This window comes from Aeromonas sp. QDB54 (assembly GCF_027707385.1).
Lineage (GTDB): Bacteria > Pseudomonadota > Gammaproteobacteria > Enterobacterales > Aeromonadaceae > Aeromonas > Aeromonas hydrophila.
The window spans coordinates 79584-96323 of record NZ_JAPCIT010000004.1 but is presented as its reverse complement, the minus strand read 5'-3'; the positions used below and the strand labels follow the sequence as shown (position 1 = coordinate 96323).

Genomic DNA, 16740 nt, shown 5'->3' with positions numbered 1-16740 from the left:
GATAGAAAGGGTGTTCTGATGAAGCAAGCGTGGCAGCAGTATCTGCAGATTATTCAACAGGTTGTCAAACCGGCGCTGGGCTGTACCGAGCCCATCGCCGCCGCTTATGCCGCCGCCGTCGCCGCCCGGCAACTGGGCTGCAAGCCCGTCCGGCTGGAGGTGGTGGTGTCGGACAACCTATACAAGAACTCCATGGGGGTCTATGTGCCGGGCACCGGCAAGATTGGGCTGGCCATTGCCGCTGCCGCCGGCGCCATCGGCGGTAACGCCGAGGCCGGGCTGGAGGTGCTGGCCGCCATCACGCCGGCCCAGGTCGCAGAGGCGCAGGAGCTGATCGATGCAGGCCAGGTGCAGGTGAGCCGCACCTCGGCCCCCGAGTTCATCTATTGTCGGGTCCGGCTGCTGGGCCTTGATGCAGAGGGCACCGAGCACAGCGCCGAGGTGACCCTGTGCGGCGGCCATACCCGCATCGTCGAGCAGCGCCGCAATGATGAAGTGACCTTCACGGCCGAGCAGGGCCAGGGCGGCGCCACCGGTGCCATCTGCGACGGGGTCGACATCAGCATCGCCGCCATTCATGAGTTCGCCACCCAGGTGGAGTTCGAGCAGATCCGCTTTATCCTGCAGGCCTCCGAGCTCAACGGCAAACTCTCCGACGAGGGGATGAACAACCCCTACGGCCTCGAGATCGGCCGCACCATGCAGCAGAACATCCAGGCCGGCCTCATCGGCGAGGACGTGATGAACCGCATCGTGATGCGCACCGCGGCGGCTTCCGATGCGCGCATGGGGGGCGCCAGCCTGCCGGCCATGAGCAACTTTGGCAGCGGCAACCAGGGCATCGCCGCCACCATCCCGGTGGTGGTCATCGCCGAGCGCTTCGGTGCCAGCGAAGAGCAGCTTGCCCGCGCCCTCATCATGAGCCATCTGGGGGCCATCTACATCAAGTCCCACTATCCGCCGTTGTCGGCCTTTTGCGGCAACACGGTCACCAGCGCGGCGGCGGCCATGGCCATGGTCTACCTGGCGGGCGGCAGTTTCGAGCAATCCTGCCACGCGATCCAGAACGTGCTGAGCGACAGCGCCGGCATGGTGTGCGATGGCGCCAAGGCCTCCTGCGCCATGAAGGTGAGCACCTCCTCCGGGGCGGCGGTACGCGGCTTCCTGATGGCGCTCAACAGCCATGCGGTATCGGGGCAGGGGATCGTGGCGGGCAACGTGGAGCAGACCATTCGCAACGTGGGTCAGATGGTCAAAGACGGCATGTCTGCCACAGACAGCACCATTATTGATATCATGTCCGCCTGAGTGTCCCTGTCGGCTGCCGCCCTTGCCCGGGTCGGCGGCCCTTTTATAAGGTTTCAATGTGAAGCTGCAAGAGCTGAGTCAGACCGATTTCGAGATCCTCAAGGCGATGGAGATCATCGTGGACGGTATCGCCGCCATGTATGGTCAGCACACCGAGGTGCTGCTGCACAGCCTGGATGCGCGCAATCCGTCGATCATCAAGATTGCCAACGGCCATATCACGGGGCGCAGCGTCGGTGCTCCCATCACCAACCTGGCGATGATGAAACTCAAGAGCGGGCAGGATATCTCCAGCCCCTACATGACCAAGTGCGCCACCGGCAAGACGCTGCGCTCGCTCACCACCGTCATTCGCAATGGTGAAGGGCAGGCCATCGGCTTGCTCTGCATCAACACCGACATGGATGCCCCGCTGCAATCCGTGCTGCGCACCATGATGCCGGAGTGCCTGCACGGCCACGATGGTCACGCCACCCCGGAGGTGTTTGCCCGCAACATCGACGAGGCCCTCAACAGCACCATCGACACCGTCAGTGCCGAGGTGCGCGGCAACGAGGCGGTGCCCCCGTCCCAGAAGACCCGGGTCATGGTGAACCAGCTGCACGAGCTCGGCATCTTCGAGCTCAAGGACAGCGCCCAGATAGCGGCCCGTCAGCTCGGCATCTCGGTTCACTCCATCTACCGCTATCTGCGGGAGATCAAGAAGGGCTGAGCGCCGCTCCAGCCAGCATTAACGGGTCAGCATTGACCCGTTTTGTTTGTTTACGCCCCCCGCCTGCGCCTTGGCTGCCCCGGTGCATCTGTTATCATGCCTCTTCTGTTTTTGTTATCTCATTGAACCTGCTGGAGAAACCATGTCCCGTACCCTCTATCTGCTGCGCCACGGCCAGACCCGTTACAACGCCGAACTGCGGCTGCAGGGGCGCTGCAACTCCGAACTGACCACCAAGGGGGAAGCCCAGGCCCTCGCCATGGGGGCCCGTCTGGCCAAGCTCCTGGCCGAGCCCGCCGACTGGACCCTTTACGCCAGCCCCCTCGGCCGGGCGCGCCAGACCGCGGAGCGGGTATGCCAGCAGCTTGGCTTGGACCAAGCGCGTATCGTCTGGGACGAGCGACTGGTGGAGCTGGGGATGGGGGAGTGGGAGAGTCGCCGGGTGCCCGAGCTGCTGGCGGCCCACCCCGAGCTCGATCTGGAACAGCCAGACTGGTATCTGCAAGCCCCCGCGGGGGAGAGTTTTCAGAGCATTCAAGGCCGGGCGCTGAGCTGGCTGCAGGATGAGCGTATCGCCGAGCGCGCCATCGTGGTCTCCCACGGGTTGTTCGGCGCCATGCTGCGCGGCGCCTATGCGGATCTGGACTACACCACCACCTGGCTGCAGGAGCTGCCGCAGGATGCCTTCTTCAAACTGAGCGGTGGCCGCATCGAGCGGATCCCCTGCTGACCCCAAAACAGCTCGCCATCGGCGAGCCGTTTTTTTATGAGCGAAGCAGGCGCGTTATTCTCGCACCAGCCTGGGCAGCGCCTGGTAAAGGGCCTCACGCTTTTGTGCCTGGTTGACGCCATAGTGCAGCTCACGGTGGCAATTAGGGCAGAGCGCCACCGTGTTGCTAATGGTATCCGAACCCCCTTCGGCGAGTGTGCGCAGATGATGCACCTCTAAGAAGGCGTCCCCTGTGGTGGCATGAAAAGGGGCCGGTTGGGCGCAGCTTTCGCAGTGGCCCGCCGCCGTCATCAATACCCAAGCCTTCACCTTTGGATCCCGCCCATAGCTAGGGTTGGCTCCATAACGCTGCTGTGGTTCTTGGATGCCGATGGGCGTGGGGAGTGTTGGCTTGCTCTTGTAGCGGCTCACTTGATGTTCAAAGGCGGCCTTGCCGGTATAGGGTTGGCCATCGAGCTCACAGAGCAGGCGCTCTATGATGGGGGCATTGTGGGGGCCCACGTTTTTAGCCGGCTTGAGACCTGATACCCAGGTCCGCCCTAGCAGGGCACAGATATAGGAGATGTTCTGCATTCGATACTCGAATGCCTTCTCGGTGCGGCCAAACTGGTTAGCGAGTTCGGTGTAATAGCGCTTTTTGACGAAGGGGACGCCATTTTGCTCCATGGTGCGCATCTCCAGGTAGGCGCTGACCGTTGCCCTTAGTTCCTCTTCTGTCCATGTCCCGCGCAAAACTGGCTCCTCAGCCCTGTTTCTCGGTCGCCTCAAGCCCCGATTTGATCGGGATGGCCCCATCCGAGTTACCTGATATGGCGCGCATCTTAATCCAATCGACACCTTATTTCAGCTGTGTTGGCACAATAATGTGTGCATCATCAAGCAATTAGCTGATAGTAAGCAGTAGGCTAGAGTGGGTCCTTTCATTAGAGACTTAGCGCAGGGGAGTAACAGACGTCAGTTCACCCAGGTCAACCACAAGGAGGTGGTGATGGATCCGGTTTCTTATCTTTTCTCGGCTTATCTCAATCTGGTACAGCAGCAGGTATCGGATATTTATGGCACTGAGCTCAAGTCGCTGGTGGTGGAGTATGAGGGGGAACAAATCCCCTTTGCCTTCCAGTTTTGGCAGTTGCAGCCGAAAAGCGTCTGCCGCAGTTATGAGCAGGATGCACGGCGCTTCAGCCAATGCACCGTCAAGGCGGCAGCGCTATTTAGCAAGCTGTGCGATCAGTTGTCGCGCCAGGATGACAGCCACTCGCAGCAGCCTCAGTTAACTACCACCCCATGATCGCCGACATTCGCGAGAGCAAACCGGATGCGGCCCGGCAGGCCGAGCGCGCCTGCAATCAAGCCATTCTGGCCGCGATGGACAGTGATGATGAAACCCTGCTGGCCCAGCGTGATCAGGCGTGTGGTACCCAACAGTGAAGGCCAACGCCGCCTTCGCTCAGCTAGCGGCTTTGCTCGGCCATCTTTGCGCCATTCGGCACAGTTGCCAGGTGGACATTTGGGTATGATGAGGATGCCCACAGGCCAGTCTGTCGGGCCAGCGCTATCGACACACATCAGCCAGGAGGGGACATGATCAGCCATATCGACCATCTGGTATTGACGGTCAGTGATATCGAGCGGGCCGTCGCGTTTTACAGCTCAGTGCTCAACATGGAAGCCATCACCTTCGGGGCGGGCCGCCGGGCCCTGCGCTTTGGCAACCAGAAGATCAACCTGCAACTGCTGGGGCAGGAGCCGCGCAACCGGGCGCAGGTGGGCTCGGGGGATCTCTGCCTTATCACTCGGTGGCCGCTGGATCAGGTCATCGCCCAGCTCCATTGCCACGGGGTGGAGATAGTGGAGGGGCCGGTGACCAAGAGCGGAGCCTGTGGCCCCATCGAGTCGGTCTACTGCCTGGATCCGGATCAGAACCTGATTGAGATCAGCCGTTATCCCTGATGGCGCTTGGCATCGGGTGACGGCCGGTGCATGCCGCCCTGCCGGGGCGATCGGGGCAAGCGGTGAGAGGCTCCGCGCCGGCACCATCCTGACACACAGCCGCAACGGGTCCTGGCCAGGGCTCTAGAAGGGAGCCTCGCTCTCCTGCGCATCCTGTAAAAACTGTTCCCGCTCCGCCTGATAGGCGGCCTCGTCTTCGCTGTCCCAGACCGGGGTTGGCTGCTTGCCTGCCGGCGGTTGGGCTGGCGCGGTCAGCGTCTCTATCACCTTCTGCTGCAGATAGGGGAAGAAGGGGTTGGAGGAGGTGCGGGTGAGGGCGCCGGGGTTGACGATCAGCACCCCGCGCTCACCGCGCAGGGCCAACCCCCCCAGGTTGATGCCGTATTGTTCCCGCTGCTCGGGCCGTGGCGCCATGCCGTAGAGGGGGTCATCCATCGGGAAGGGCAGGGCCACGTGGGAGAGGGAGTAGATCTCCCTGGGGTAGTCGATGTCGAGGGGCTGGATCTGCTCAGGTCCGCCACCGGCCGGCAGACTGCTGGCCTGGGTGCGGGTGCTGGCGGGAGCCTGATTGCCCACCACCGTCAGCCGGTAGGAGAGCGGCGGTCGCGGCAGCAGGTGGCTCAGCGCCAGCTCGGAGGCGCTGCTCAGCAGCGGGCCGAACAGGGTGCCGCGGTTGATGTCGAACAGCACCAGCTCGCTGCCGTTGGCAGGCAGGAAGTGATAGAGATCGGCGATGATGGAGCGGGTACTGACGGTGTAGTCCATCACCGACTGGAAGGTGAGGGTGGGCGGGAAGGTCGCCAACTCGCCGCTGGCAGCCTGCTCACGCACCTGCTGCTGGATGGCGTGGGTCAGCCGGTAGGACTGGCGCGCACCGTTGACCGGAAACGAGTTGTACTTGAAGGGGTTGAACTCCGGCATGGTGTCGAGCCAGGCGGCGCTGGCAAAGGCGGGCAGCAGGGCGGGCACCGCCTTGAGACCGGCGAAGCGGGCAAAGCGGGTCACCCCTATCATGGGGGAGATGAGCACCAGCCGATCCGGCCTTGCCAGTGCCCCTGTCTTGCCACCTTCCGCATCGAGCGCATATTTTACCGCCAGCGCGCCGCCGTTGGAAAACCCCACCAGATGCAGCGGCAGCGGGCTTGGCGCCAGTACTCTGGCTTCGCGCACCGCCAGCCGGGTGGCGGCCAGCCAGGTCTCCCAGTCGATGTCGACCAGCCCGGCCGGCACGGTGCCGTGGCCCGGAATGCGCAGCCCCAGGGCGATGAAGCCCTGCTCGCGGTAGCGCTGGGCCAGGTGGCGCAGGCTGTAGGGGGAGTCGGTCAAACCGTGCAGGAACACCGCCACCCCTTTCACCTCGCCGCTCGGGCGCAGCAGATAGGAGCGGTTCCAGTCGGTTGCAAAATGAGCCGGATTGATGGGGGCATCCCGATAGTAGCGATTGCTGTCGAGCTGCTGCTCCGGCGGCGTTCTGGCGATCACCTCCTTGGTCACCAGCTCGAACAGCTGCTGCTCGTGGGCCAGATAGGCCTGCCAGTCGCTGTTATCGAGCTGCTCGGCGCTGAGCTCGGGCGGCACCAGGGTGTGCCAGGGCTGCAGCGGCGCCGCCTGCCAGGCGAAGTAGGCTACCAGGGTCCAGCCGAGCAGCAGCAAGCCCAGCAGGCTGAGAAGAAGGCGGCGAACGAGGCGGCGGGTGCGAGCCAGCATGGGAGAGTCCTTGGCACTGATAAAAGAGAGGCGGCCCCGCGTCCACGACGGCCGTACTAAGGGTCGAAAGCTGGCTTAAAGCCTAAGGGAAACAAGGTGATAAGTACAGACAGTGAGCGACTCATCCGAGTAAACAGAGGGCAGCCCCGGGGCTGCCCTCTGTGGTACGGGGATCCGTCTGTACGGTTGTTGAGAGTGTCAGCAGACCCCCTGGGCCAGCATGGCGTCGGCCACCTTGACGAAGCCGGCGATATTGGCGCCGCTTTCGTAGTTCACGTGACCCGTCTCATCCTGGCCATAGTGCACACAGGTGGCGTGGATGCTGGTCATGATCCCCTTGAGGCGGGCGTCCACCTCTTCCCGGCTCCAGCAGAGGCGCTGGGCATTCTGGCTCATCTCGAGGCCCGAGGTGGCGACCCCGCCGGCGTTGGCGGCCTTGCCCGGGGCAAACAGCACCTTGGCCTCGTGCAGGCGGCGAATGGCGGCGGCGCTGCTCGGCATGTTGGCCCCCTCGGCCACCAGTTGCACGCCATTGGCAATCAAGGTGGTGGCGTCCGACTCATCCAGCTCGTTCTGGGTGGCGCAGGGGAGGGCAACGTCCGTCGGCAGGTGCCAGGGAGTGCGGCCGCTGAAAAACTCCAGCCCCTCCTCGTGGGCATAATCGGCGATGCGTTTGCGCTGCTCGTTTTTGAGCGCCATCAGCCGCGCCAGTTTCTCGGGGGTAAAGCCCGCCGGATCGTAGACGGTGCCGCCGGAGTCGGAGGCGGTGATGACCCGGGCGCCGAGGGCCATTGCCTTCTCGATGGCGTACTGGGCCACGTTGCCTGAGCCCGACACAGAGACCGTCATGCCGTCCAGAGATTGCCCCCGGTTGGCCAGCATGGCCTCGACGAAATAGAGCAGGCCGTAACCGGTGGCTTCCGGACGGATCAGGCTGCCGCCAAAGGAGAGCCCCTTGCCGGTAAAGACGCACTCGGCGCTGTTGGTGAGCTTCTTCATCATGCCCGCCATGTAGCTCACCTCGCGCCCGCCCACCCCGATGTCACCGGCCGGCACGTCGGTGTCGGCACCGAGGTGACGATGCAGCTCCAGCATCAGCGCCTGGCAAAAGCGCATCACCTCTCCCTCGCTCTTGCCCTTGGGATCAAAATCGCTGCCCCCCTTGCCGCCGCCCATGGGCAAGGTGGTGAGGGCATTCTTGAAGGTCTGCTCGAAGGCGAGGAACTTGAGCACCGAGGTATCCACCGAGGGGTGAAAGCGCATCCCCCCCTTGAAGGGGCCGATGGCGGAGCTGTGCTGCACCCGGTAGCCCCGGTTCACCTGCACCTGCCCTCGATCATCCACCCAGCTCACCCGAAACTGGATCAGCCGCTCCGGCTCCACCAGCCGCTCCAGCAGGCCGTGCTGCAGGTAGCGGGGGTGGCGTACCACATAGGGCCAGATGGAGGCGATCACCTCGCTCACGGCCTGAATGAACTCCGGTTGATGGGGATTGCGGCTGGCGACCTGGGCCAGAAAATCCGCCTGGGAGAGGGAATGACTCATCTGTAACTCCTGTAGTGAAGGGTAAAAGTGGCCTCTTGCCAGAGAAAAGTGCACACCCTGCAGCCAAATTTATGGTTTTTGTCAGGCCTGGATGCAGGTGAATATTTGGTGTTTTTCGCGATTGGGCGAAAATTGTTGTGCGAATCGCCGAAAACAGCAGAAAAGAGCGCCGGAAGGGGCAGATAATTCGCGCGAATCAAAATCTTTTTATGCATTTTTGATTAATAAATAGCAAGAAAATGTTGCTGTCATTTGGCTTGGGTTATTGTTTATTGCATATTTCATGCATCTTTATAGCGTAGCGAGAGAACCCCGCACAACGGCGGAAGTGGCCATTACCATGCTGACTTCGGCGGTGCCGGCGGCAATCGAATGGCCGCGCATGACGATGCAATACCGGGGGCTGGCCGCGTGACAGGGGGCGCATTTTGCAAGAAGGGGGCGGGCCGAGTGCAACTATCCGGCGTGTGTCAGGGGGCAATATGTTAATGTGTCGGCGCTTTTTGCCGGACAGGTCGGTAACGGCCTTTTTTGAAGATGGAATGATATGCACAATTTTGAGTTAGTGAACCGGCAGTGTGCCGCCCTGATGACCCGGATCCAGGCCGCAGGCCAGTGGCAGGTGATCCATGCTGGCTGATGAATCCATGCGCCTGAACAAATACATCAGCGAGAGCGGCATCTGCTCGCGTCGCGAGGCCGACCGCTTTATCGAGCAGGGCAACGTCTTCATCAACGGCAAGCGGGCCGGGGTGGGGGATCAGGTGTTTGCCGGGGATCTGGTCAAGGTCAACGGCCAGGTGATCGAGCCGCGCGAGGCGGACAGCCTGGTCTTCATCGCCCTGAACAAGCCGGTGGGCATCGTCTCCACCACCGAGGCGGGCGAGAAGGACAACATCGTCGACTTCGTCAACCACAGTACCCGCATCTTCCCCATCGGCCGGCTCGACAAGGACTCCCAGGGGCTCATCTTCCTGACCAACCACGGCGATCTGGTCAACAAGATCCTGCGGGCGGGCAACGATCACGAGAAAGAGTATCTGGTGACCGTCGACAAGCCGGTCACCGACGAGTTTATCCGGGGCATGGGCGCCGGGGTGCCGATCCTGGGGGCCGTCACCAAGAAGTGCAAGGTGAAGAAAGAGGCGCCGTTCGTGTTTCGCATCACCCTGGTGCAGGGGCTGAACCGCCAGATCCGCCGCATGTGCGAGCACTTCGGCTTCGAGGTGACCAAGCTCGAGCGTATCCGCATCATGAACGTCAGCCTCAAGGGGTTGCCGGTGGGCGAGTGGCGCGATCTCACCGACGACGAGCTGATCGAGCTGTTCAAGCTGATTGAAGACTCCTCCTCCGAGGTGAAACCGGCCAAAGGCGGGCAAGCTGCCGCCGGGCAGGGTGGTAAACCCAAGGCATCCGCCGCGCAAGCCGGCAAGCCGGCACCGGGCAAAAAACCGCGCCGGGATGATGACCACGAGATTGGCGGGCGTCCCAACGTGCCGGGGCCGTCGGCATTTGAAAGCAAGAGCCCGGCCGGTAAGGGGGCTGCCGGTAAAGGCGGCGCGGCCAAAGGTAGCGCAGGCAAAGGCGCCCCTAACAAGGGGACCAAACCGGCGGCCGGCAAACCGCGCGCCGGTCAGGGTGGGCGGCAGAAGAAGGGGCGCTAAGCCCCCCTCTCACTCCCTGCGTTGACAGTAAAAAACACCGGCCACAGGCCGGTGTTTTTGTTTTGGCGACTGAGCTAGGCGGAAGGGTTGTCCCGTGTCAACGGAGCCGTGGTTTCGTTGCTGGATTGTCGCATCGCCCTCGGGTAGTAACGCGGGTCGAGGCGCAAGACCAGCAGGCTCATCAGCACCAGGCCGGCCAGCTGCCACTGCCAGGCGGCGGCGAAGTCACCGCTCAGGTGATGCAGGCGGGCCGCCACCCAGGGGCCGGTGGCTGCCAGCATGAAGCCGAATCCCTGCATCAGGGCGCTGAGGGTGCCGGCGCGGCGCGGGTCGGGCAGGTGATCGAGCGCTATGACCATGATGAGGGAGAAGCTGCCGCCAAGCCCGGCGCCGCACAGCATGCACCAGAGGATGGGGGCGGCAGTTGGCGCCAGCCAGAGGCCGCCAAAGCCGGCCAGTTGCATGGCGATGGCCAATCCCATCCAGGGCCGCCGGTCGAGCCGGCGGGCGGCCAGCAGCGGCAGGCCGAGGCCGCTCACGGTCTGGGCCAGCGCCAGCCAGGCCACCAGCTCGCCCCCCTGCTGGGGGCTCCAGCCCTGCGCCATGTAGGCCGGCGCCAGCCAGGCCACGACGATGCCGTAACCGCTGTTGATGATGCCAAAGCAGCTTATCAGCAGCCAGCTGCGGGGCAGGCTGATGAGGCGCTGCTCGCCGCCGCCGGATACTGCCACCGGCGTTGCGGGCAGCCGTACTCGCCAGCCGAGCCAGCCCATGGCCAGCAGCACCGGCAGGCTCCACAGCGCCAGCGCCTGGGACCAGTCGAGCCGGGCGGCGAGCTGCGGGGTGAGGCTGGCACCCAGCGCCCCGCCCCCCATCATGCAGGCCGAGAAGATGCCCATCACCAGCGGCACCTTCTGGGCAAAGGCCTGCTTGATGAGGCCGGGCAGCACCCCTTGCACCAGGGCCGAACCCAGCCCGCAGAGGGCGGCGCTGGCGATGAGCAGGGCGCCGCTGGCTGCCTCGAAGCGCATGGCGCTGCCCATTCCCAGCAGCAGCAGGGCAGCCCCCAGCAACTGGCGCGGCCCGGTGCGACTGCGCAGGGCCGGGGTGAGCAGCACGCCGCCGCCGATGAGCCAGAGCGGCAGCAGGGTCAGCCAGGCCAGGGTATCCATGCCAAGACCGAGCGCCTCGGCAATGTCGCGGCTGAGGGGGCCGATGGCGGTGAGAAACGGCCGCAGGTTGAGCCCGATCAGGATCACCAGCACCAGCAGGGCCTGCTGCTGGCGCGCATCGATGCGGGCCTCAGTCATGGTCTGGTGCACCATAGAGCTCGGCGGCGGCCAGCGGGCTCGGCAGCTTGATAAGCGGCAGGGGGGCTGGCGCGAGGGGCAGGCCCAGCTTGTGGTAAGCGGCCGTGCTGTCAAAGCCGAACGGGGCCGCATCCTCGTTATCGAAGGCGTAATAGACGGCGGCAATGCCGTTCATCACCAGGGCGCTCAGGCACATGGGGCAGGGGTGACCGCTGGCGTAGACGATGGCGCCCGCCAGCGGCCCGACCTGGCTGGCCTGGCGCAGGGCTTCCAGCTCGGCGTGGCGGGTGGGGTCGCCATCCTGGTGCATGCCGTTGACGGCGCGGGTCACCAGCTGGTTGTCTCGCACCAGCAGGGCGGCAAAGGGGCGGCCTCCTTGCTGGCGGTTATGAAGGGCCAGTTGCAGCGCCTGCTCCAGCCACTCCTGATGGCTGGGATTGGCGGTCAGCGACGCGATCAGGCGTGAGCCGGCGGGTTCGGCAAGGGAGTGGGGCATGACGGATCCTCGAGGCAAGGGGATGGGAGGAGACCAGCCTAACGGGGGAATCAGTCATGTGGAAATTAAATGATAGAATGACATCCAGTGGTTTTGTAAATGGAGTCGCCATGCTGGATCCTCTCTTGCTGCGCAGCTTTGTCGCCATCGTCGACAGCGGCAGTTTTACCCGCGCCGGTGAACGGGTGCACCTCACCCAATCCACCATCAGCCAGCAGATGCGGCGGCTCGAGCAGCAGCTCGGTTGCCCGCTGCTGGACCGCTCCGGTCGCCAGGTGGTGACCACGGCAGAGGGGGAGAAGCTGCTGGGGCTGGCCCGCAGCATCCTGGCCCTGCTGGCCCGGGCCGAGGAGCAGGTGGCCGAGGCCAGCCTGCAGCTGAGCCTGGGGGTTCCGGAGGATTTTGCCGCCGGCGCCATCGCCCCGGTGCTGGCAGCCTTTGCCCGCGATTACCCGCAGGTGCGGCTGGAGGTGCACAGCGGCCTCAGCCACGAGATCTGGCAGCGCTTCGAGGCCGGCGAGCTGGATTTGGCGCTGGTCAAACAGGCGCGGGGACAGGGGGCGCCGCGCGCCTGCTGGCGCGAGCCGCTGGCCTGGGTCGACAGCCGTGCCTGGCCCGCCAGCGAGCGAGATCCCCTGCCACTGGTGGTGTTCCCGAGCGAAGGGCTCTATCGGCGGCAGGTGACCGAGGCACTCGACGGGATGGGGCGGCGCTGGCGCATCGCCTACGTCAGCGCCAGCCTGGCCAGCCTGCAGGGGGCGGTGAGCGCCGGGATCGGGGTCAGCTTGCTGCCCCGGCGCTTGCTGCAGCCGGATCAGCAGGAGCTGACCCACTGGCCGGCGGTGGCGCCGGTGGAGCTGGCGCTGCACCTGGGGGCGGAGCGCGGCGAGCCGCTCACGCGCCTCTGCGAGGCCCTCATCAGCCTGTGCGATCGGGTGATGGGGCCCGCTGAGCGGTGAGGGGACGCAGGCAGGTGCCTGTTTAGCGCACCCTGGTGCGCACGATGAGCAGGGTGATGAGCGCCAGGGTGAAGACGAGCGGGGCCCAGGCACCGTGATGGCTCACCAGGGTGGCGCCGGCGGCGGCCACCCCGGCCACTCCCTGCTGCAGGAAGCCGCACAGGGCCATGGCGTAGGCGCCGTGCTCGCGGCCATCGCTCACCGCCAGCGCCATGCTGTTGGGAAAGAGCACCGCCTGCCCGAAGATGATGAGGCAGTAGCAGGTCATCATGGCCACCAATCCGCCGCTGCCCTGCAGGGCGCCCAGTGCCCAGAGCAGCAGTATGCCGCCGGCCGCCAGCAGTATGATCGCGGCCCCCTGGCGCATCAGCTGGCGACCTCCCACCCGGGCGACCCGCCGGTTGACCGTCATGGCACCGGCGAAGTAGGCGATACCGATCAGCAACCCCAGGCTGCCGAAGGTGGTGACCTCGAGGGCAAACCCCTGCTGCAGCACGAAGGGGCTCACCTCCTGCAGGGTCACCGTGATGGCAAAGCCGATGCCGCCGGCGCAGGCCGGCCAGAAAAAGCCGGGGCGGCGCAGCAGGCTGGCGTAACGGGCCCACATGCCGCCGCCCGTCGCCGCCGGATTGGGCCCCTGCAGCGGCAGGCTGCTCATCAAGAGCAGCGCCAGCACGCCAACCCCGGCCATCAGCACGAATCCCAGCTGCCAATGGGCATAACGGCTGATGAGGCCGCCTATCCACTGACCGCCGCCGAGGGCGGTGATAAAGGCGATGGAGAGCACCGAGAGGCGGCGCGCCAGCTCATCGCCGTGCCAGTGATCCCGCACCAGGATGCGGGCGATGATGGCCGCCCCGCCGGCCGCCACCCCTTGCAGGGTGCGCAGGATCAAGAGCAGCGGCCCCTGGCTGGTGGTGGCCAGCAGCAGGCTGAGGCCGACGAACAGCAAGAGTGACAGGGCGAGGGGCAGCCGGCGGCCGTAGCGATCGGCGGCGGCGCCCCAGAACAGCACCGGCAGGGCGGCGCCGATGACGAACAGCGAGATGGAGAGCTCGGCCCCTTGCCTAGTCATGGCGAGATCCGTCATCACCACGGGCAGGGAGGGAAGGTAAACGGTGGTGGCCATCTGGGCCATGAAGACGATGAGGCAGGCCAGCGTCATGATGCGGGCGGAGCGGCTCCAGAGACCGGCCTGGTCGAGACATTCCTGGTTATCCATAACAATTCTCGGGCAGTAAGGGAGCCATATCCTTGCACTGCCCGAGCGCCGAGTCAGCCCCTCGTCTGGGTTAAACCTTGCCGGTTTATCAGGGCAGAGAGCGCGGGATGCTCAGGCGATGACCTGGCGCGGCAGCACGGCTAGCCAGAGTTCGACCTCGCCGCTGCCGGTGTCCGGGTCAAAGGCGGCGCCATAGCGCTCGAAGTCGGGTTTGTGGGCCGACTGGTAAGCGGACTGCGCCAGCTAGTCCAGCGCCTGCTGCCAGGTGTGCGGCATGGCCGAGACATGCCCCTGATGCAGGAAGACGGCATAGGTCTGGGGCTCGATGCGCATCCGCCCCAGCGTCCTGGGCAGCACCTCCAGCGCGGCGACCTCCACCGCACACATGTATTCGCACTCGGTCGCGGTCACGCCGCAGATGACGCCATAGGCATGCTCGCCCAGCTGGCCCGGCAGCGGACCCAGGGCGCTGAAATCGCGCCATTGGCCGCCGAAGTCGGCGTGGGCGAAGGCATGGTGACGACGCAGGCCGCCAAGCAGCATGGGGCGGCCGGTTTCAAAACGGATGGGATCAGTCATGACACCTCCTCCTGTACGCGATGGGTGGCAAGGCAACCTTGCTCAGCACTCCTTGCCTTCGTTGAGCTTGCGCTGATAGTCCGCGGAGACGATGGCCAGCGCCGCCAGGGCGAGGGCCGGTTCAATCCGGTTGGTCTCCAGCAGTTCGATGAGATCCACCGCGAGCTGGACCTCGGGCGGGGCAGTTTCCAATGACATGACAGACTCCGTAACGGGGAAAACGCCATTATACAGGGCCGCTCCCGGATGGGGACCTGTCTGGTGTTGCGGGCGACCCGGCTAGAGGTGCTGGCGCATCTCCTGCTCGATCTGCTCGCGCAGGGCCATCAATTTGAGGGCGTACTGCTGCAACTGCCGATCGCTCTCGTTTTGCGGTTGCCACTGGGGCACCGGAGTCGGTTTGCCGCTCTCGTCCATGGCCACGAAGATGATGATGCAGTGGGTGGTCTTGTGGCGCTCCCGGCTGGCCGGATGGCGGCTGTAGACATCCACCGCCAGGTGCATGCTGGTGGTGCCTGTGTGGATCACCTGGGCGTGCACCTCCACCAGCTGGCCTATCTGGATGGGGCGCAAAAAGCGGATCCCCCCCACGTAGACGGTCACCGCGTAGCCGCCGCACCAGCCGGCGGCGCAGGCGTAGCCCGCCTGATCGATCCACTTCATCACCATGCCGCCGTGTACCTTGCCACCGAAGTTGACGTCGGCGGGCTCGGCCAGAAACTGCAGGGTCAGCTCGCGGGGTGGGGTCATGGGTGCTCCTTGATTGAGGGTCATTGTCGGTAGCTCTTGCGATAGGCGTCAGCCTGCTGGCAGGGTGCCAGGTTGTTGAGGTCGGGCCGCTTGTTGCCCTCGCGCTGACCAAAACTGGCGAACTCCTGCTGGCATTTGGCGGCCTTGCCGCCCGCCTTGATGCAGGCGTCGATCCGCTGTTGCTTGCCCTGCTCGACCAGCTGCTGCTGGGCCTGCTGGCAGGCGGCATCCAGCTTGGCTTGCTGGGCGGGGCGATCGAGCTCGCTGGCGGCATGGGCGGGGCCGCACAGCAGGGCCAGGCCGAGGGGGATCCATGGGGTGAGGGTGCGCATCCGGTTGCTCCTTGTTGACCTGTTTCAGGTATACCGCGAATGGCGACGGGATGCACAGGCTGTGCTGCGATAATGGGGCCTCATTCACTCTTGGTTCATCGGCCCGGCGCAAGCATGGGAGAGTCAATTGCGAGGAGTCATGATGAAACAGATGCTTGATCAGTTGTTGGGCGCTGGCAAAGGCTGGCTCAACGAAGGCGGCGACAGCCGCAAGGCGCAGATGAAGGGGATGGCGCAAGGGGGCCTCGCGGCCGGCGCCATGGCCCTGCTGCTTGGCAACAAGAAGATGCGCAAATATGGCGGCAAGGTGGCGGCGGTGGGGGGCGCGGCGGCGCTCGGCGGGCTGGCCTACAAGCTCTATCAGGATTGGCAGGCCCAGCAGTCAAGCCCGGCCCAGCCGACCCAGCCGCTCGATACCCTGCAAGGCAACGCGCTGGATGCCAGAGCAGCCCTTCTGGTGCGCGCCATGGTGGCGGCAGCCCGGGCCGACGGTCATATCGACGGCGACGAGCGCCAGAAGATCCAGCAGTACCTGACCGAGCAGGGGCAGAGCGATGCGGCCCGCTGGATTGATGCCGAGCTGGCCCGCCCGCTCGACCCCCACGCCCTGGCGCGGGAAGTGACCGACATGGAGCTGGCGACCGAGGTCTACCTCGCCTCCCTGCTCGCCATCGAGGTAGATCACTTTATGGAGCACGGTTATCTGGACGAGCTGGCGCGCGCCCTCAAGCTTGATGACAACCTCAAAGGCAGCATAGAGCGGCAGGTGGCCCAGTTGGCGCAGCCGGCCTGAACCCCACCAGGGACAAGGATTGTCGATGAGGCCCCGTTACGGGGCCTTGTTGTGTCTGGTCACTAGTCACTGCACTTCTTATTAGCGCGGGCAGCCACTATGATGGCTCTTCGGCCAAAAGGGAGCAGATGAGACCGTCTCATCGCTCAGGCACATCATCGCCAGGACACAGAGGCAAGGAGCATTCATTGGAAATACGCAAGGCACAAGAGCAGGACATCGACGCCATCCTCGAGCTGAACCGGCAGATAGGAGAGATCCACTTCGAGCAGGCCCCGCAGGTCTTTTGCCCTCCATCCCCCGAGGAGCGGACTTTCTTGCTGGCGGCCATCGCTGCCGAAGGGCGGTTGTTTTGTGTTGCCGAGCAGGAGGGGGCCGTGGTGGGCTTTTTGACCGCCCGCATCGATATCAACGAGACCATCCCGTTTCTCAGCAAAGAGCCCATCTGCCGCATCGGCACCGTGGTGGTCGATGAGGGGCGCCGCTCCCAAGGCATCGGCAAGGCGCTGATCGCCCATTGCGACGAGTGGGGCAAGGCGCACGGTGCCCACCAGATCCGGCTGGAGGTGATGTCGTTCAACGAACGGGCCAAGGCACTCTACGAGGCGTTGGGGTTCAAGATGTTGTCACAGACTATGGCCAGATAAGCCCGTTTCAATCAGATAATTTCGCAAGGAACAGGC

17 protein-coding genes and 2 pseudogenes are annotated in these 16740 nt (G+C 64.6%); 9 read left to right on the top strand and 10 right to left on the bottom strand.

Translation table 11 applies throughout. The annotated features are described in order from the left end of the window. Positions 1-18 precede the first annotated feature (18 nt). From PG881_RS05285 to PG881_RS05275, 3 genes are all read left to right on the top strand, one after another. Entirely contained in the window at positions 19-1308 is a 1290-nt protein-coding gene (locus tag PG881_RS05285) for an L-cysteine desulfidase family protein (RefSeq protein ID WP_043166427.1), read from the top strand. 58 nt (positions 1309-1366) lie between these two features. Beyond that, positions 1367-2020 (top strand): helix-turn-helix transcriptional regulator, encoded by a 654-nt coding sequence (locus tag PG881_RS05280; RefSeq protein WP_005299461.1) that lies wholly within the window; start codon positions 1367-1369, stop codon positions 2018-2020. 142 nt (positions 2021-2162) lie between these two features. Then, on the top strand, positions 2163-2750 hold the full coding sequence (locus PG881_RS05275) for a histidine phosphatase family protein (protein ID WP_270798438.1): 588 nt from the start codon (positions 2163-2165) through the stop codon (positions 2748-2750). 54 nt (positions 2751-2804) lie between these two features. On the opposite strand, the gene PG881_RS05270 is transcribed toward PG881_RS05275, so the two are convergent. After that, positions 2805-3482: an HNH endonuclease gene (locus tag PG881_RS05270; RefSeq protein ID WP_270798436.1), complete on the bottom strand. Its 678-nt coding sequence runs from the start codon at positions 3480-3482 to the stop codon at positions 2805-2807. Between the two features lie 256 nt (positions 3483-3738). On the opposite strand from PG881_RS05270, the pseudogene PG881_RS05265 reads away from it, so the two are divergent. Beyond that, positions 3739-4178: pseudogene (locus PG881_RS05265) on the top strand (hypothetical protein). Positions 4179-4331: 153 nt separating this feature from the next. Then, the gene (locus tag PG881_RS05255; protein WP_043160720.1) at positions 4332-4700 is read left to right on the top strand and encodes a VOC family protein; all 369 of its coding nucleotides are present in this window, start codon (positions 4332-4334) and stop codon (positions 4698-4700) included. A gap of 123 nt (positions 4701-4823) precedes the next feature. On the opposite strand, the gene PG881_RS05250 is transcribed toward PG881_RS05255, so the two are convergent. Beyond that, on the bottom strand, positions 4824-6407 hold the full coding sequence (locus PG881_RS05250; protein WP_270798424.1) for an alpha/beta hydrolase: 1584 nt from the start codon (positions 6405-6407) through the stop codon (positions 4824-4826). A 198-nt stretch (positions 6408-6605) separates the two neighbouring features. Continuing rightward, on the bottom strand, positions 6606-7952 hold the full coding sequence (gdhA, locus tag PG881_RS05245) for an NADP-specific glutamate dehydrogenase (RefSeq protein WP_017779216.1): 1347 nt from the start codon (positions 7950-7952) through the stop codon (positions 6606-6608). Positions 7953-8581: 629 nt separating this feature from the next. Here gdhA and rluF point away from each other — a divergent pair. After that, positions 8582-9616 (top strand): 23S rRNA pseudouridine(2604) synthase RluF, encoded by a 1035-nt coding sequence (rluF, locus tag PG881_RS05240; RefSeq protein ID WP_024943742.1) that lies wholly within the window; start codon positions 8582-8584, stop codon positions 9614-9616. 74 nt (positions 9617-9690) lie between these two features. Here the strand turns inward: rluF and PG881_RS05235 are convergent, their stop codons facing one another. Next, complete coding sequence (locus PG881_RS05235) at positions 9691-10926, bottom strand: cyanate transporter (protein ID WP_270798415.1); 1236 nt, start codon at positions 10924-10926, stop codon at positions 9691-9693. Next, positions 10919-11422 (bottom strand): nucleoside deaminase, encoded by a 504-nt coding sequence (locus PG881_RS05230; RefSeq protein WP_270798412.1) that lies wholly within the window; start codon positions 11420-11422, stop codon positions 10919-10921. The genes PG881_RS05235 and PG881_RS05230 overlap by 8 nt, the downstream gene beginning before the upstream one ends. Positions 11423-11532: 110 nt before the next feature. Here PG881_RS05230 and PG881_RS05225 point away from each other — a divergent pair, with 110 nt between their 5' ends. Further along, on the top strand, positions 11533-12381 hold the full coding sequence (locus PG881_RS05225; protein ID WP_043166442.1) for a LysR family transcriptional regulator: 849 nt from the start codon (positions 11533-11535) through the stop codon (positions 12379-12381). Positions 12382-12403: 22 nt separating this feature from the next. Here the strand turns inward: PG881_RS05225 and PG881_RS05220 are convergent, their stop codons facing one another. The 5 genes and pseudogenes from PG881_RS05220 to PG881_RS05200 form a co-directional block, all read right to left on the bottom strand. After that, positions 12404-13603, bottom strand: a complete 1200-nt coding sequence (locus tag PG881_RS05220) for an MFS transporter (RefSeq protein ID WP_269383698.1) — start codon at positions 13601-13603, stop codon at positions 12404-12406. Positions 13604-13714: 111 nt separating this feature from the next. Continuing rightward, positions 13715-14182, bottom strand: a pseudogene (locus PG881_RS05215) (GyrI-like domain-containing protein). Positions 14183-14224: 42 nt separating this feature from the next. Next, positions 14225-14380: a pleiotropic regulatory protein RsmS gene (gene rsmS, locus PG881_RS05210; protein ID WP_005299504.1), complete on the bottom strand. Its 156-nt coding sequence runs from the start codon at positions 14378-14380 to the stop codon at positions 14225-14227. An 81-nt stretch (positions 14381-14461) separates the two neighbouring features. After that, complete coding sequence (locus tag PG881_RS05205) at positions 14462-14932, bottom strand: acyl-CoA thioesterase (RefSeq protein ID WP_011705527.1); 471 nt, start codon at positions 14930-14932, stop codon at positions 14462-14464. Between the two features lie 20 nt (positions 14933-14952). Continuing rightward, entirely contained in the window at positions 14953-15264 is a 312-nt protein-coding gene (locus PG881_RS05200; RefSeq protein ID WP_016350291.1) for a hypothetical protein, read from the bottom strand. A gap of 142 nt (positions 15265-15406) precedes the next feature. Here PG881_RS05200 and PG881_RS05195 point away from each other — a divergent pair, with 142 nt between their 5' ends. Further along, positions 15407-16057 carry a tellurite resistance TerB family protein gene (locus PG881_RS05195; protein ID WP_270798401.1) on the top strand — a complete coding sequence of 217 codons (651 nt, stop codon included), beginning with the start codon at positions 15407-15409 and terminating at the stop codon, positions 16055-16057. Between the two features lie 128 nt (positions 16058-16185). Then, entirely contained in the window at positions 16186-16704 is a 519-nt protein-coding gene (locus PG881_RS05190) for a GNAT family N-acetyltransferase (protein ID WP_080938376.1), read from the top strand. Positions 16705-16740: the final 36 nt, after the last annotated feature.

Excerpts from the sequence above, each read along its gene's own strand:
- PG881_RS05275 (WP_270798438.1), top strand. The coding sequence starts at position 2,163 with ATGTCCCGTACCCTCTATCTGCTGCGCCACGGCCAGACCCGTTACAAC.
- gdhA (WP_017779216.1), bottom strand. The coding sequence starts at position 7,952 with ATGAGTCATTCCCTCTCCCAGGCGGATTTTCTGGCCCAGGTCGCCAGC.
- PG881_RS05250 (WP_270798424.1), bottom strand. The coding sequence starts at position 6,407 with ATGCTGGCTCGCACCCGCCGCCTCGTTCGCCGCCTTCTTCTCAGCCTG.
- PG881_RS05225 (WP_043166442.1), top strand. The coding sequence starts at position 11,533 with ATGCTGGATCCTCTCTTGCTGCGCAGCTTTGTCGCCATCGTCGACAGC.
- rluF (WP_024943742.1), top strand. The coding sequence starts at position 8,582 with ATGCTGGCTGATGAATCCATGCGCCTGAACAAATACATCAGCGAGAGC.
- PG881_RS05190 (WP_080938376.1), top strand. The coding sequence starts at position 16,186 with ATGAGACCGTCTCATCGCTCAGGCACATCATCGCCAGGACACAGAGGC.
- PG881_RS05195 (WP_270798401.1), top strand. The coding sequence starts at position 15,407 with ATGAAACAGATGCTTGATCAGTTGTTGGGCGCTGGCAAAGGCTGGCTC.
- PG881_RS05200 (WP_016350291.1), bottom strand. The coding sequence starts at position 15,264 with ATGCGCACCCTCACCCCATGGATCCCCCTCGGCCTGGCCCTGCTGTGC.
- PG881_RS05230 (WP_270798412.1), bottom strand. The coding sequence starts at position 11,422 with ATGCCCCACTCCCTTGCCGAACCCGCCGGCTCACGCCTGATCGCGTCG.
- rsmS (WP_005299504.1), bottom strand. The coding sequence starts at position 14,380 with ATGTCATTGGAAACTGCCCCGCCCGAGGTCCAGCTCGCGGTGGATCTC.
- PG881_RS05285 (WP_043166427.1), top strand. The coding sequence starts at position 19 with ATGAAGCAAGCGTGGCAGCAGTATCTGCAGATTATTCAACAGGTTGTC.
- PG881_RS05255 (WP_043160720.1), top strand. The coding sequence starts at position 4,332 with ATGATCAGCCATATCGACCATCTGGTATTGACGGTCAGTGATATCGAG.
- PG881_RS05235 (WP_270798415.1), bottom strand. The coding sequence starts at position 10,926 with ATGACTGAGGCCCGCATCGATGCGCGCCAGCAGCAGGCCCTGCTGGTG.
- PG881_RS05205 (WP_011705527.1), bottom strand. The coding sequence starts at position 14,932 with ATGACCCCACCCCGCGAGCTGACCCTGCAGTTTCTGGCCGAGCCCGCC.
- PG881_RS05220 (WP_269383698.1), bottom strand. The coding sequence starts at position 13,603 with ATGGATAACCAGGAATGTCTCGACCAGGCCGGTCTCTGGAGCCGCTCC.